A 13,352-nucleotide genomic window follows, 5' to 3' on the forward strand; every position below is an offset into this window, starting at 1 on the left:
CCCCACTCGCTGCCGACGCAGCCCTATTTTGTTGGCCGCACCTTATCATGGTTGTCGCGGCACGTCATATGTCTCGAGCTTGACACCCCGAAATACGCCGACCGTCGCCCGCGCCGGTGGCTCGGGGGTCACATACTTGATCACTTCCTTGACGACTTCCTGAACTTCGGGTGCTGAGGCCACCGCCGGAGCCGGCTTGACCTTGCTCAAATCGTCGAGCTTGCTTCCTACTCGTTCGACGGCCTGGGCCAGTCCGGCAATCTTATCGTCGGCGCGCTTGCGCTCGGCTGCCGCCTCGGCGTCGGCTGCTGCCTGCCTGGCAAGTTCAGCCTGCCTTTTGGCGACATCGTCGGGCGTGTCGCCGGTCAGGTCCGACAGCGTAATACGCTCCGTCGTCTCACCCTTGCTGGCGGCGGCCTGGCGCAGCGCCAGCGACAACTGACCGGCATCGGCGGCAAGCGTAAGTTTCTGGGCGTCCTTGGTGCTGACCTCAAGTGTAACCGACTTCACCACTGTCGGGCTGTCTTTGCTCTCATCGGCTACCTGGTCGACGGCGAGCACCTTCATGCTCTGCAACAGCACGTCGACAAAACTTTGGTCCGCGCCCTCCGCAGTGCGCACCTTGCGCGTCAGCAGCACGTCAACCCGATCGCCAGGAAAGACAAATCCGGCGACTCCAAGGACGTCGTTGACCCTGATGGAAACGGCCTTCATGCCTTCGCCAAGCACCGCCGACAGCGTGGCGCGCTGGCCAGGGCCGGTTATCTTGGTGGCGAGGACAGGTTCGTTGACGCCGATCGACTGCAACGCCTGCTTAGTGCCTCCGCCGGCAGGAAGGTCTTTCGTCAGAAGTTCTTCCGTCGTCTTGAAGGCGCCGGCCGGAACCGCACCAGACGGCCAATCGACCACACGCAGCTTGTCCGCCGACAGCGTGTCACCAAACTTTAGCGCCACTGCTGCCACCACCACAGTATCGCGCTCTACATCTCCTGTTCGTGCCATGGCGCTCCGTTGATTGGCCAGCCAGATATTGGCAAGCACCACCGCGAGCACGCCGAACACGCCGGCGAGAACGATCATGATGACAGTGTTGGCGCGCATGGACTTTGCCCCGATTGCGTTTGCGCAGCTCGCTGCGTCTACCCCAGTCCATCGACGCTGAAGACACCCTCGGCGTCGATAACAGTGTCAAGATATCACGGCAACGTTCCCGCCAGCGACGTCCACTGGGTACCTACCCATGCGCCGACAGTTATGACCGATGCGATCACAGCAATGGTGATGATGCCGAGCAAGATGGTGTATTCGACCATGGCGGCGCCGTTTTCGTTATCGCGGAACTGCCGGGCCATCGTCATGAGCTTTTTCATGCCAATTTCTCCTCTGGAGTTGAACCCGACGAGACGAGCCAAGGATGAAATCCATACCCAAGCATCCCCCGTCATCTACCAGTCGACTGCCTTACCCAATCATCGACGCCGAGGATGCCCCGGCGTCGATGATATCTCAAGATCACGGCAGCGCGGCCGCCAGCGTCACCCACCGGGCGCCGACCCAACCGCCAACAGTTATGATCGATGCGATCACAGCGATGGTGATGATGCCGAGCAGGATTGTATATTCGACCATTGCAGCGCCGTTCTCGTCGTCGCGGAACTGCCGGGTCATCGTCATGAGCTTCTTCATGTCAATTTCTCCCTGTTGGAGGTTTGAACCCGACGAGACAGAGCCAAGGATGTAACCCCATACCCAAGCATCCCCCGTCATCTCAATCCTAGGTCCCGCGAAAAAGCAGAGTCAAATGGATTAACAGTTCCTTAACCTTTCAATACCGAATCGGAAGCCACTTAAATTTGGACAAGAGCTTGATTCGATTAATTTTTGGAGCGCCCTTAACCATTCATTCACAATTCGGCCACAGCTACGGCAAAAGGCTGAACATATTAGTCGATCAGCATATGCCTTTATATCTAAGGGCTTACGGAGAGCTTTCGACCGCCTTCTGTTTGTTGCGGTTCGAAAGGTTCCGTGAGGTGTGGCTGAAGGGCGCTTTAGCCAAAATAAAACGATTTTTTTGGAGACCCTCCTTAACTATGTTGTAAGGATCCGTCGCCATGGCCCTGCGAGGCGCTTGTGCCTTTCTTGGTTAACGCCTAGTTTCAGGTCTGGGGAATTCAGGGGGGACTCTGGCGACATGTTAGGCCGCTTCATCAAGGCACCGGACGAGCGTCAGGCTGTGCAGACCGCGGCCCCGCCAACCACAACATCGCTTGCGCCTGCTGCCGATCTGGCGCCGCACGGCGACGAGTTCCTGGCGCTGAAAGTCGATCTCCACCGACATCTGATCGACCGGTTCAACCTGACGACCCTAGAAAGTGCGTCGAAGGATGAGATCCTGAACGAGATCCGTCCCATCGTCCGCGAATTCGTACGTGGTCGCAATGTACCGCTGAATGCTCGCGAGCTTGATCAACTGACCAGCGACACGGCCGACGAGATGCTGGGGCTCGGGCCGATCGAGCCGCTACTGAAAGACGACTCCATTGCCGACATTCTGATCAATACGCACAAGCGGGTCTTCATCGAGCGCCGCGGCGTGATCGAGGAGACAGCGATCCGTTTCCGTGACGAGGCGCATCTGTTGCGTGTCATCAACAAGATCGTCTCGGCCATTGGCCGGCGCGTCGACGAGTCCGCGCCGATGGTCGATGCCCGCCTGGCAGACGGGTCGCGCGTCAACATCGCGGTGCGGCCGATCTCGGTCGACGGTCCGCTGGTATCGATCCGCAAATTCTCGAAGAAGCCCTATTCGCTCGAACGCCTGATGGCTTTCAATTCGATACGACCGCCGATGATCGATCTGCTGCGGATCGCCGTGCAGGCGCGCAAGTCGATCCTGGTTTCGGGCGGCACCGGCAGTGGCAAGACGACCTTGCTCAACGCTTTGTCCAGCTACATCCCTTCCAAGGAGCGCCTGATAACGATCGAGGATGCGGCCGAGCTGCAGTTGCAACAACCGCATGTCGGGCGTCTGGAGACGCGTCCGCCCAATGTTGAGGGCAAGGGCGAAGTGCGCCAGCGTGAATTGCTGAAGAATGCGCTTCGCATGCGGCCTGACCGCATTATCGTCGGCGAGGTTCGCGGCGAGGAGGCTTTTGACATGCTGCAGGCCATGAACACCGGCCACGAGGGGTCGATGACCACGATCCACGCCAACACGCCGCGTGATGCGATATCCCGGCTCGAGCAGATGGTCGGCATGGCTGGCATGCCGATGAGCCACGACTCCATTCGCGCACAGATTGCATCGGCCATCGATATCATAGTGCAGACTCAGCGCCTTTCCGATGGTGGCAGGCGGGTCGTTTCGATTTCGGAACTGACCGGCATGGAAGGCAATGTTGTCCAGATTCAGGAGATCTATCATTTCGTCCGCCGCGAAGTAGGTCCGGACGGAACAATCATTGGCGACTTTCGTGCGACCGGGATCCGGCCGCGATTTGCCCAGGAGGCGACGATTTTGGGGCACCAATTCGCCAAGGACGCGTTCAATCCGCAGGTTTCGCTGTGATGCCGACCGGCCAGACTCTGCTCTACTTCATTTATGTGCTGGCAGCGGCATCCGTTATCCTCGCCGCCGAATCCCTCTACCTGTCTTTTGCGGGGCGGCGGGCGCGAGTAGGCGCGATCAATCGGCGGCTGAAGCGATTGGGAGAGGAATCTCCGGCCGAACAGAGTTTGCAAGGACTGTTGCAGGAACGCGGGCTGACGGCATCAGGCGATTACCTTTTCGGCGCGGTAGCGCTGAATCGGCTTTATACGCAATCAGGCATCACTGGTAATCCGCTCGCATTTGCGTCGATGTTCCCGCTCGCTGGCTTGGTGCTGGCTTTGGTGATGTCGTTGCTTCTGGGCTTCTCGGCCATCGTGGCGGTCCTAGCCTTCTTGCTTGTCGGGTTAGCCCTCCCACTTCTCGTCCTAAGGCGTGCCCGTAACAAGCGAATCCAGAAATTCGCAGCACAGCTTCCTGACGCGCTCGATATGATTGTTCGGTCGCTACGCGCCGGTCACCCAACCACCGTGGCCATCGGCCTGGTTGCGCGCGAGATGCCTGATCCGCTCGGGACCGAATTCGGAATTGTGTCAGACGAGATCACCTTCGGCCTGAGCTTGGAGCAAGCGGTGCGGAAGCTTTCGGAACGGGTCGGCTTCGAAGGGCTTCACCTTCTGTCTGTGTCTCTCTCAATCCAGGCCAAGACCGGCGGCAATCTGACGGAAATCTTGTCGAATCTCGCCTCCGTGTTGCGCGGACGCCGGACGCTCCGGATGAAGATAAAATCGCTTTCGGCCGAGGGACGCATGTCGGCCTGGATCATTTCACTGTTTCCGGTTCTCATGCTCGGCATCCTCACGGGCCTCGCCCCGAGCTATTACGGAGATGTGTGGGGAAACCCACTTGTTTTTCCGGTGTTTCTGATCTTCGGACTCTGGGCGCTGTTGGGGGACTTCATCATGTACCGCATGGTCAATTTCGATTTCTGAGGGCACGGACTTGCTGACCAATATTGGAGACTCGGCCCTTATGCTCTCGCTTGCTGTCTTTCTGGCGGCGGCCGCACTTTTTATCGTGGCCGCGTTGGTTTTGATGCCGGCTCTCCAGACCAGGAGAATGGTTGCGCAAAGCCTTTTGTCCGAGGGCATCAGCAATCGGCGATCACTTGGCGCGCGGCAGGAACTCAACAGGATTTCGGCGCAGCGGCCTGTCGATGCCTATTTCCGCGCTCTGGAGAAGGAACGCGGCGAGCCAAATGCGCTTGAAGCCAAGTTGTACCGGGCCGGATTCTATCAATCCAGCGCGCCCATCGTTTACACATTGTCTCGCCTTGCTGCCGTGTGTGTCGGATTCTTGGTGACGTACGCGCTTCTTTCGCGCGTGTTGCCGAATCACTTGCAAGGCGGCATTGCCTTTGCTGGTGCGGCCCTGCTAGGACTTGGGTGTATCGTCATTCCGAGCATCGCGCTCGACCGATTCGAGAACGGCCAAAAGCAGATTTATCGTCGCGCTTTTCCGGACTTCATGGATATGATGATCACCTGCGCCGATGCCGGCATGAGCCTGGAGGCGGCGGTTGAGCGCGTCGGCGCTGAACTGGCCGGTACCCATAAATGGCTCGGTATCCAGCTTTCGATCATGAATCTGCAGCTGCGCGCTGGAAAGCCATTGCGGGAAGCGCTGCGTGAACTTGCCGACCGCATCGGTCTCGAAGAGGCGCGGGCCTTGGCGGTTTTGTTTCGGCAATCGGAAGAATTGGGCACCAGCCTGACGGAAGCCCTGCGCGTTTATAGTGACGAGATGCGCACGCAGCGGATCCTGCGTGCCGAGGAGCGCGCCAATGCTTTGCCGGTCAAGATGATGATTCCATTGGGCCTATGCATCTTCCCCGTCGTGATGATGGTGATCATGCTACCCGTGGTCATTCGCATGAAAGGAATTTTCTTCTAGTTGCGCATATGCTTTGGTCCTAATATGGGTCGGGGGCCTCAAGGGGAGATTTTATGACAAGGCCAATTGCAGTCGTGGCCTGCCTGTTCATGGCGGCACTCGTCGGCTGCCAGACGAACGGGGCGAACACCACCGACCGTGTCGTTCGCACCAACGAGCCGTCGAAAGGCGACGTGACGTCCTTTGGCGACGCTTTCGATGGGTTGAAAACGGTCAGCGACGTCGAATACTATGCGTCCGACCAGGCCGTTGCCGAAGCCAAGAACCAGTTTCGCGCGGAGAACTACGGCAATGCGGGAGCGCTGTTCTACAAGGTGACGCAACTGGCGCCCAACGATGGTGGCGCATGGATGGGCCTGGCCGCCTGCAGCGACCGCATCCACCGCTTTGACCTCGCCGACCGGGCCTACGCCCGAGCCTTCAAGCTGGTTGGCCCGTCGCCCGAATATTACAACAATGTCGGCTATTCCTACCTGCTGCGCGGCAAGCTGCAGGATGCGCGCAGCAATTTCCTCAAAGCCTACGAACTGGCGCCCAACGATCCGACCGTGGTCAACAATCTGAAGCTCCTGTCGTCCAGTGTGCAGAACATCGAGCGGCAGTAGAATGCTGCTTGCGGCTTCGCTGGTGCTGAAAGCGCTCGCCTTACCCTTGCTCGCGAGGATTGCGTGGCTCGACTTCACGACCCAGAAGATTTCCAACCGCGAAGTGCTCCTGCTGCTTTGCCTTGGACTGGGGTCACTGCAGTTCGCATCGATCCTGGTTGGATCATGGTGGGACATGGGCCTGAGCGCGCTGGCCGGTCTCGTCCTGTTTCTTGCTCTCTTCCCTTTCTGGGCATTGCGCAAGGTCGGTGCCGGCGATGTCAAGCTGATGGCGGTCATGCCATTCCTGACCGGCGGAGGCGGTCTTGCAGTGTTCTCCCTGCTGCTGCTGGTGTTCGCCCTCGCCACGGCGTTGATTGTGAAAAACCCGCTCTTGCTGCCTGAGGGCGCCTTCCGTTTCTATGTCCAGCATCTGGATCGCAAGGGCGTAGTGCCTTTTGGCGTGCCGATCTCGATTGCGGCGATCTGCACGATCGCCTTTCAGGTCTATACCGGTTTGATGGGTCCTGTCGGCCTCTAGGTCTGAGCGGTGAGGTGCAAAATCGCTCGGCTTCAAGGCACTTCTATGATCAATCTTCGCTATGGCCGGCGAGCCACATTAACCCTTTAGAAACCATTAACTTGCGCTGAAACCGGCGAAGTGGTTGGATTGAGTGCCGCTGGCGAGGCGCCGTATGGACATTCTCAATCTCAAAGCCTTTTTGATTGCGGTTCTGATCTTCGTACCGATCGAATACCTGTTTGCTCTGAGACCGGGTCAGAAGATATTCAGGAAAGCTTTCTTCAACGACCTCATCTATGCTTTGTTCAACGGCGTTCCGATAACGCTTGGTTTGATCGCTGCTATCACACTGGCGACAAGCACGGTGGGCCGGTTGATACCGGATTATTTCCCTAACGCGGTGTCATCCCAGCCGGTTTGGCTTCAGGTGATGGAGATCATCGTCATCGCGGACGTTGGCTTTTACCTAGCGCATCGCACTTTTCACGCCGTTCCGTTCCTGTGGCGCTTCCATGCCATTCATCACAGCATCGAGGAACTTGATTGGCTGGCAGCGCACAGGGTTCATCCTGTTGATCAGGCCTTGACGAAGAGCGCGTCGCTCGTGCCCGTCTATTTGCTGGGTTTCAGCAGCCCGGCGATCGCCCTGTTCGCGCTCATTTTTCACGCCCACGGCCTGTTGCTGCACGCTAACGTCAGGCTAAACATCGGTCCGCTTCGGTGGTTGATCGCCTCACCTCAATTCCACCATTGGCATCATGCTAACGAGCGCTCGGCGTACGATAAGAACTTCGCAGGTCAGCTTTCGTTTATCGATGCGTTGTTTGGAACAATGCATCTGCCTGGCAATACGGTGCCGGAGCGCTATGGCGTCGATGATCCCATCCCGCCAACCTACGTAGAACAACTCGCCTACCCACTAATCCCGAAGGGCAAAACCAATGAACCTCCCGCCACCGGCGACGCGTGATTTCATCGGGCGCGCAGTGATGACACTTTACTTCACGATCTGCGCGACCTTGAAAGCCGGAGCCATGATTGCAGTTCTGCGTAATCCGGAATGGACCCTCGCGATGATCGTCGATGTCGCGGCGGATGTTGCAGCTCTCGGCTTCCTTGTTCTCATCGTTGCTACCACCGTGACGCGTCTTCCGCCTGTGAAGACAGCACAAGGGATCGAACCCAGAATCTCGGCGATGATCGGATGCTTCGCCACCGTGACTTTGGTTGCCGCCCATCGGGCCCAGATGCTTCCCCAGGTTCAGCTTGTTGCCAACTTCATCACCATAGTTGGTTTCACGCTTTGCATTTGGTGCCTATGGTGGCTCGGCAGATCGTTCAGCATCACTGCGCAGGCCAGGCGACTTGTCACGGCAGGCCCCTACCGGATCGTGCGGCACCCAATCTATGCCTGCGAGGCGATCGTTTTGGTCGGCCTTGTCCTCGGTAATCCAACCTGGACAGCGGCTGCGATCGGCGCCATCGCCCTGGCCTTCCAATATCGGCGGCTGGTCAATGAGGAGAAGGTCTTGCGGGCTGCGTTCCCCGAATACGATGTGTACCGGCGGACGACTCCAATGCTACTTCCATTCTTATCGCTGCCTCGTAGGTGGCGAGGTGCGTTGTAATGGGGGAAGTTCGGCGGCTCGTTTTTTTATCATTGAGTTTGACGGCTCTTGTTGCAGGAACCGTATTAGTTTGGTTGCCCTATTCGAACGTCTATTTTGATCCTTCAAACATCTGGATCGTCGCGAAGGTAACAGGTCTCGTCGTTGTCTTATATGGAGTTGTCGCCCTAGTCGCTCATCGCATCCGGGGCGATGACTCTCGTCCTGCCCGATTGATCCGAACGTTGGTCGGGGCAGGATATGCGTTGCTACATCTGTGTGCTCTCGCGATACCCTTCGGGATTGCCATCGCCGTCTTCATCTGCCTCGCTTCAGCTAACAGCAGGCCACTGATTGATGGAAACCTGGCGGCACTTGACCGAACGCTCGGTTTCGACTGGCTTGCCTTCTTGGAATTGACCAATCGTAGCTCGACTGCCAGTGCCATCCTGGTGGCGTCGTACCATTCGATCGGCTTGCAAATGATTATTGTCGCAGTGGTGCACGCCTTCATGCACCGGATGGATCGACTGCTTGAATACTTTGTCGTCAGCGCGGTCTGCCTGATGATCGTAGGCGTCGTTGTCGCATTGGCCCCGGCTGCGGGCGCCTATGCGTTCTTCAAGCCGCCGGCCACCACATTCGGCAATTTCACCGCTCATGCCGGGATGTGGCACCACCCGACTTTGCTGAAGCTGCGATCCGGCGAACCGTTCGCCTTACTTTTGAGTGAGGCTCAACCGCTCGTAACGTTCCCTTCTTTCCACACGAGCCTTGGTGTTCTGATCGCGTATTCGATGCGATATTTCCGGATTGTCTTTTGGCCGGTTGTCCTTTTGGAAATCACCATGATCGTCAGTACGATGCCGGAAGGTGGACATCACTTGGTTGACCTGATTGCCGGGGCAGCCGTCGCGGGAGTTTCTATCGTCGTTGTGAGATCGGTCGCCTATCGTACTAGCCCGGCCATTCAGAGTGCCGACTTGCCGCAACGACCGATTCCTATGGGCCGAAGCTGATCGCCTCTCCGAAAAAGCTTTTCGATCGCTACGCCCACCGACCATCTGCCACGGACAAGTACGTCGCGTTCGCAATGCCAAACGCCACCTACCTACGGCGCTTCGGCGACCTGCCCGCGCCCGCTCGCCCTCCCGTTGTTCACCGGGTCAGCGACGCTCAGCGTGATTGGTATCGGTCGGTAGCACGCCAAAAGTGACGTCCTGGCCAAGGCGCGCCTATTCCACGCTGAGCCGATACCAATACCGCGCACCGTCTGCACCAGACCGGATTGGGCGGATCGCGCTCGATCTTGCGGCGCAGCCGGTTGATCTCGACGTCTATGGTGCGCTCGCCGACTTCGGAATCGTCACCTCAGGGAGCCCCGCCAGGACTTGTGGCGCCCCGTCCGCGCTTCGGCCCTCGATCTTGCCGCCACGCTGTTCCTGGGCCTCGCAGTCGGCCTTGGTGTTGGCTTTGGAATGGCGATCGCGGGTTAGATCGCGTCCTTCCTTCGTTTGTATGTTGGCATTGGTAGCAGTGCGCATATGTTGCCAGCCGGCGCTAAGTTGGTCAGGCCCAGTGGCCCGCCCGTTAGCCCCCGCAACAAGGCTGCTGGGCCGTCCTATGTACCGCCGAGGCGAAAAAAGCCGCTGCGCGACAAGCAGACGGCGCCCTTCGCTTAGACTGAGCGTCGCCGATAGCAGAAGGGTGCTTCGTTGATGGTGGGTTTCACGATGTAGCGGCCTCATCAGTCACTTAGATGCAATAATAGGCATCTGGGCGGCCTTGGCCGGCTGCTCGAACGGCGAGCAACGATATGAGATTTCAGAGGGTTCGATCGCGGCCTACATGAACCCTGGCCAGTCGCAGCCAACTACCATCTTGCTCGACCGACAGACCGCTCAGACGTGGTACTTGGTGCGTAAAGCCAGAGGACGTGCTCAGCGACATCGGGATTTCCCGTGACGACATCACGACGTTTGCGTTCCGCAGCCCGGCGTCGAGACGTAGGGCTGAGCAATAAAAGGCCCGCCACCCTGAGGCAGCGGGTTCTCTTTCGGACATGATGAGCTGCCTTTTACGGCCGGCCTTCATGGGGCGGGGTTGCGGATGCCTCTGGCCGGACATTCGACGTCATTGAAGCGAGGCACTCCTCCAGACGTTCCAGCCGCGCCTTCTGACATCGCAGTGTGTGCGCGACGTCATGCAGCCTGGATTTACCCTGAGAGTTGGCGGCAGCGATCAAGTCTATTTGGAGCCGACTGATCTCGCTCCGCAGATCGCGAGCGTCAGCTTCCATCAGACCCCTGATCCATCCAGCCCCACGCATTCCAGCACACCATCCACCGAGCCTGCGTCGCACGATAGCAGCGAGTTTGCTAACAACCATGCCACGAACCTTCTCGAATTTTATGCATTGCTAATATATATGAAAGGCCCGCCACCGTCAGGCATCCGGGCAGTTTTTGCCCCGTCGGATCGATCTGTGAGGTTTGTCACAGACGCATCGACGTATCGGCGTAGGCTACGTGCACTTTCCTGCAGCGTTAAAGGGAGTGGTCCGATGCTTGTGAACCTTCCTATGCTTGTGAATCTTCGTCTTGTCGCAGTTGGTCCCCTTGGCGATTGGGTCCGTCATCGAGCCGAGCAGAAGGCGCTGTTGAAGGCGACGGACGAGTTGAGCAAGTCACCAGACGACATGCTCAGCGACATCGGGATTTCCCGTGACGACATCACGACGTTTGCGTTCCGCAGCCCGGCGTCGAGACGTTGGGGCTGAGCAACAAAAAAGCCCGCCACCGTGAGGCAGCGAGCCAAATTATTCAAGAATTAAACTGGATCGTTCCAGGTTCCGTAGCGCGGGAAGCGCGGCCGGTAGCCGAACACCCGGCCGAGGATGCGAATGCAAGAAGATGGCCCTCGTCCGCACACCAGGGAATCGAGAAGGAACGTCTCGTGCAGACTTCCCTTGGCGGCAAAGCGGCCCCCATAGCCTCGCCCGTGATTGTTGCGCCAGCTCATGGTTTGCGGATGACCGCCTCCAAACATGGCGACCACAACGCACCCGTCCTCCAGTTCCGCGTCTGGATCAATGATAAGGCTTTCAGCCCGAAGCTCGGGGTAGGTGTCTGTCACCGCAAACACGTTGTAGGCCCACTTGCTGGCGGCACTGCGAGGCAAAACTGCTGCCCCAGGGTCACGTGACCGTGCCGAGACGATCGCGGGCTATCAGATGCCGTCGACGTTCTGTTGAGCCGCGACCGAAATTCGACTAGTCGAGTCAGCCGCTTCCGATGATCGCCAGTATATCAAGCAAACGACCAGCCCGGCGTACCCGACTTGCAGAACGATCAGCGCAAGGACCGCACAGCCGAGCGCGGTCCAAATTGAACCGGCTTCGATGTAGGTCCAGATCGCCACAATGATCGCAGTGGCAGACATGCCGACCAAAAACTGTGGAAAATACATTCCTCCGCGTTTCATTAATTTAGCGATTGCGCAATTAGCTGATTCTAAAATATCGCTGCAGCATGATGTCGCATCGGCTAGCACTTACCCATCCACAGAAATGGTCGCTGCAGTCTTTGGGTGTGGGGCCGCACCGGCCACCGCGCGCGAAGATAGAGCCCCCGCGCTGCCTAGATATAGTCATATTAGCAATCACGCCATTAACCATGTAGGCGCTCCCAAGCCAAAACTCAGGGAATCCCTCTTGAAGGCTCAAACGAGAGGACAAGCTAATACCGTTGAGAGTCGCGGGCATGGACGACGGTATGGGCGAGCATCTTGGGGTTTTCGACCTTGACGCTTTGCGCAAGGCTTTCCTCGAGTTCGTAGAAGAGCATAAAACCACGGATCATCCTGAGTGGGGCGAACTCGCCAAGCTGTTCCTCGAAAATCAACGAGAGCGGCACCAAGAACCGGACCCTGCCCAGCCGGAGGGGTGAACGCACCAGCGCTGTGTGACCGGACCGGCGCAGAAGCCATGACCAGAACAAACCGGGGATTCACGGATTCGCGGTGTCGATCTACATTTGCTCTGAGATGGCATTGGCGTGGCGCTGGCCGGTTAGGTAAGCGAGCCCCTTGTCAGGCAGTCCGGCATGTAGGACATGACTGGCACGTCGGGGAAGCCTCAGGCTAAGTCCACCCTTTCGGCGACACGACGATTCACTTCGATAATCAATTCGAAGACGCTTTCAAGCTCGCCGTCGATCTCGTCGGCAGGAATCCCGGCCTTCTCGGCAGCTGTCATCAACTGGTCTTTCAAGTCGCCAACCGAGATGGGGTCTCCCCGCGCCACAATGGGCAGTTGTTTGGCTACCCACTTATCGAGAAACCTCAGGCCACGGACGCTCATTTGTTAGCAACCTCTCATCCTTGACACTGCACCCGCCCGCGGCCGGGTGACACCCGATCGCATAAGCGTGACGATTCCCTCCTATGACTTCCCGTATGCGGTTGTCGATTCGACTTCGAAGGCCGTGATCGGCCATTATGGAATTAGTCGGCCCGGTCACGCGCATCGACGGCGACAAGGTAACCGTCAGCCTGCGGCCACTGGTGACTGTCGACGCCGAGCACGTGCGCGTTGTTGAGAGCCATGTGGGGTCGCCACGGCGAAAAAAGCCGATTGTTGACAAAGCCTAACGGCGCTGCTTGAGGAGATCAAAGGCCTCGTCGCAGGGGCAGCCGCCGGAAAGAATGGGATTCGGGCCGCTTTGGATCATTATGCGGTTCCCGAGCCAGCACGGCGACAAGTACCGAGCAGTCGAGTTCCTCGTTGAACGAAAAGTGCGGGTCGGCCTCTGGCAAGATCTGAGCCAAGCGTAGCGATTTCAACCTGGCTGTCTTGGCGGCACGTTCTGTGCATTCAACCTCATTGATCGCTTTCGCGGACCGCACTGCACCTGGGCGTTCTCCCAGCCAACACATTTCCTGGTAGCCTCATTCTCACCTCCCCCCAACGCAAATTTCTACATTCGGATGAACCATGTCGCCCTTCATTCTGATGAAGCCCAAGCTCAAACAGGGTAGTGTGCTGAGAGTTCTGCAAATTCGCTGAGAGGGGGCGGTCATGGCAGGCTGGTGATTGTTCACGTCACCTGATTCCCGCGAAGGAACGCCACCATGAC

At 58.1% G+C, this 13,352-nt stretch carries 16 protein-coding genes and 1 pseudogene; 10 read left to right on the forward strand and 7 right to left on the reverse strand.

From position 1 onward, the window contains the following. Nucleotides 1-45: 45 nt before the first annotated feature. The 3 genes from cpaB to NKJ57_RS30270 all read right to left on the reverse strand — a co-directional run bounded on the left by cpaB (nucleotide 46) and on the right by NKJ57_RS30270 (nucleotide 1,686). Nucleotides 46-1,101 carry a Flp pilus assembly protein CpaB gene (gene cpaB / locus NKJ57_RS30260; RefSeq protein WP_352513720.1) on the reverse strand — a complete coding sequence of 352 codons (1,056 nt, stop codon included), beginning with the start codon at nucleotides 1,099-1,101 and terminating at the stop codon, nucleotides 46-48. A gap of 95 nt (nucleotides 1,102-1,196) precedes the next feature. Then, the gene (locus tag NKJ57_RS30265) at nucleotides 1,197-1,370 is read right to left on the reverse strand and encodes a Flp family type IVb pilin (RefSeq protein WP_352513719.1); all 174 of its coding nucleotides are present in this window, start codon (nucleotides 1,368-1,370) and stop codon (nucleotides 1,197-1,199) included. A 142-nt stretch (nucleotides 1,371-1,512) separates the two neighbouring features. Then, nucleotides 1,513-1,686, reverse strand: a complete 174-nt coding sequence (locus NKJ57_RS30270; RefSeq protein ID WP_064980352.1) for a Flp family type IVb pilin — start codon at nucleotides 1,684-1,686, stop codon at nucleotides 1,513-1,515. A gap of 508 nt (nucleotides 1,687-2,194) precedes the next feature. Here NKJ57_RS30270 and NKJ57_RS30275 point away from each other — a divergent pair. The 8 genes from NKJ57_RS30275 to NKJ57_RS30310 all read left to right on the forward strand — a co-directional run bounded on the left by NKJ57_RS30275 (nucleotide 2,195) and on the right by NKJ57_RS30310 (nucleotide 9,236). Further along, complete coding sequence (locus NKJ57_RS30275; protein ID WP_352513733.1) at nucleotides 2,195-3,571, forward strand: TadA family conjugal transfer-associated ATPase; 1,377 nt, start codon at nucleotides 2,195-2,197, stop codon at nucleotides 3,569-3,571. Then, nucleotides 3,571-4,542 carry a type II secretion system F family protein gene (locus NKJ57_RS30280; RefSeq protein ID WP_352513718.1) on the forward strand — a complete coding sequence of 324 codons (972 nt, stop codon included), beginning with the start codon at nucleotides 3,571-3,573 and terminating at the stop codon, nucleotides 4,540-4,542. Before NKJ57_RS30275 ends, NKJ57_RS30280 begins: the two co-directional genes overlap by 1 nt. A 10-nt stretch (nucleotides 4,543-4,552) precedes the next feature. Beyond that, entirely contained in the window at nucleotides 4,553-5,503 is a 951-nt protein-coding gene (locus NKJ57_RS30285; protein ID WP_352513717.1) for a type II secretion system F family protein, read from the forward strand. 53 nt (nucleotides 5,504-5,556) lie between these two features. Further along, a complete protein-coding gene (locus tag NKJ57_RS30290) occupies nucleotides 5,557-6,108 on the forward strand; it encodes a tetratricopeptide repeat protein (RefSeq protein WP_352513716.1) in 552 nt (183 codons plus the stop codon). A 1-nt stretch (nucleotide 6,109) separates the two neighbouring features. Further along, a complete protein-coding gene (locus NKJ57_RS30295; protein WP_352513715.1) occupies nucleotides 6,110-6,628 on the forward strand; it encodes a prepilin peptidase in 519 nt (172 codons plus the stop codon). Nucleotides 6,629-6,782: 154 nt separating this feature from the next. After that, complete coding sequence (locus NKJ57_RS30300) at nucleotides 6,783-7,580, forward strand: sterol desaturase family protein (protein ID WP_352513714.1); 798 nt, start codon at nucleotides 6,783-6,785, stop codon at nucleotides 7,578-7,580. A 19-nt stretch (nucleotides 7,581-7,599) separates the two neighbouring features. Beyond that, nucleotides 7,600-8,238 carry a methyltransferase family protein gene (locus NKJ57_RS30305; protein ID WP_352573813.1) on the forward strand — a complete coding sequence of 213 codons (639 nt, stop codon included), beginning with the start codon at nucleotides 7,600-7,602 and terminating at the stop codon, nucleotides 8,236-8,238. After that, nucleotides 8,238-9,236 carry a phosphatase PAP2 family protein gene (locus tag NKJ57_RS30310; RefSeq protein WP_352513712.1) on the forward strand — a complete coding sequence of 333 codons (999 nt, stop codon included), beginning with the start codon at nucleotides 8,238-8,240 and terminating at the stop codon, nucleotides 9,234-9,236. Before NKJ57_RS30305 ends, NKJ57_RS30310 begins: the two co-directional genes overlap by 1 nt. Before the next feature lie 216 nt (nucleotides 9,237-9,452). On the opposite strand, the pseudogene NKJ57_RS30315 reads toward NKJ57_RS30310, so the two are convergent. Continuing rightward, nucleotides 9,453-9,588 (reverse strand): annotated as a pseudogene (locus NKJ57_RS30315) (winged helix-turn-helix domain-containing protein); the annotation flags it as partial. A 1,192-nt stretch (nucleotides 9,589-10,780) separates the two neighbouring features. Between NKJ57_RS30315 and NKJ57_RS30320 the strand changes: the two are divergent. Next, the gene (locus tag NKJ57_RS30320; protein ID WP_352513711.1) at nucleotides 10,781-10,996 is read left to right on the forward strand and encodes a hypothetical protein; all 216 of its coding nucleotides are present in this window, start codon (nucleotides 10,781-10,783) and stop codon (nucleotides 10,994-10,996) included. Nucleotides 10,997-11,046: 50 nt separating this feature from the next. On the opposite strand, the gene NKJ57_RS30325 is transcribed toward NKJ57_RS30320, so the two are convergent. Both NKJ57_RS30325 and NKJ57_RS30330 read right to left on the reverse strand, forming a co-directional pair. Beyond that, nucleotides 11,047-11,352 (reverse strand): hypothetical protein, encoded by a 306-nt coding sequence (locus NKJ57_RS30325; RefSeq protein ID WP_352497380.1) that lies wholly within the window; start codon nucleotides 11,350-11,352, stop codon nucleotides 11,047-11,049. Between the two features lie 93 nt (nucleotides 11,353-11,445). Then, a complete protein-coding gene (locus NKJ57_RS30330; RefSeq protein ID WP_352497379.1) occupies nucleotides 11,446-11,769 on the reverse strand; it encodes an exopolysaccharide production repressor protein in 324 nt (107 codons plus the stop codon). Between the two features lie 209 nt (nucleotides 11,770-11,978). On the opposite strand from NKJ57_RS30330, the gene NKJ57_RS30335 reads away from it, so the two are divergent. Further along, nucleotides 11,979-12,164: a hypothetical protein gene (locus NKJ57_RS30335; protein WP_023833470.1), complete on the forward strand. Its 186-nt coding sequence runs from the start codon at nucleotides 11,979-11,981 to the stop codon at nucleotides 12,162-12,164. A gap of 188 nt (nucleotides 12,165-12,352) precedes the next feature. Here NKJ57_RS30335 and NKJ57_RS30340 read toward each other — a convergent pair whose 3' ends face one another. Continuing rightward, complete coding sequence (locus NKJ57_RS30340; RefSeq protein ID WP_352513710.1) at nucleotides 12,353-12,577, reverse strand: DUF768 domain-containing protein; 225 nt, start codon at nucleotides 12,575-12,577, stop codon at nucleotides 12,353-12,355. Between the last annotated feature and the right edge of the window lie 775 nt (nucleotides 12,578-13,352).

The organism is Mesorhizobium sp. M0077 (genome assembly GCF_040322955.1).
Taxonomy (GTDB): Bacteria; Pseudomonadota; Alphaproteobacteria; order Rhizobiales; family Rhizobiaceae; genus Mesorhizobium.

Excerpts from the sequence above, each read along its gene's own strand:
- cpaB (WP_352513720.1), bottom strand. The coding sequence starts at position 1,101 with ATGCGCGCCAACACTGTCATCATGATCGTTCTCGCCGGCGTGTTCGGC.
- NKJ57_RS30265 (WP_352513719.1), bottom strand. The coding sequence starts at position 1,370 with ATGAAAAAGCTCATGACGATGGCCCGGCAGTTCCGCGATAACGAAAAC.
- NKJ57_RS30270 (WP_064980352.1), bottom strand. The coding sequence starts at position 1,686 with ATGAAGAAGCTCATGACGATGACCCGGCAGTTCCGCGACGACGAGAAC.
- NKJ57_RS30275 (WP_352513733.1), top strand. The coding sequence starts at position 2,195 with ATGTTAGGCCGCTTCATCAAGGCACCGGACGAGCGTCAGGCTGTGCAG.
- NKJ57_RS30280 (WP_352513718.1), top strand. The coding sequence starts at position 3,571 with ATGCCGACCGGCCAGACTCTGCTCTACTTCATTTATGTGCTGGCAGCG.
- NKJ57_RS30290 (WP_352513716.1), top strand. The coding sequence starts at position 5,557 with ATGACAAGGCCAATTGCAGTCGTGGCCTGCCTGTTCATGGCGGCACTC.
- NKJ57_RS30295 (WP_352513715.1), top strand. The coding sequence starts at position 6,110 with ATGCTGCTTGCGGCTTCGCTGGTGCTGAAAGCGCTCGCCTTACCCTTG.
- NKJ57_RS30300 (WP_352513714.1), top strand. The coding sequence starts at position 6,783 with ATGGACATTCTCAATCTCAAAGCCTTTTTGATTGCGGTTCTGATCTTC.
- NKJ57_RS30305 (WP_352573813.1), top strand. The coding sequence starts at position 7,600 with ATGACACTTTACTTCACGATCTGCGCGACCTTGAAAGCCGGAGCCATG.
- NKJ57_RS30310 (WP_352513712.1), top strand. The coding sequence starts at position 8,238 with ATGGGGGAAGTTCGGCGGCTCGTTTTTTTATCATTGAGTTTGACGGCT.
- NKJ57_RS30320 (WP_352513711.1), top strand. The coding sequence starts at position 10,781 with ATGCTTGTGAACCTTCCTATGCTTGTGAATCTTCGTCTTGTCGCAGTT.
- NKJ57_RS30335 (WP_023833470.1), top strand. The coding sequence starts at position 11,979 with ATGGACGACGGTATGGGCGAGCATCTTGGGGTTTTCGACCTTGACGCT.
- NKJ57_RS30340 (WP_352513710.1), bottom strand. The coding sequence starts at position 12,577 with ATGAGCGTCCGTGGCCTGAGGTTTCTCGATAAGTGGGTAGCCAAACAA.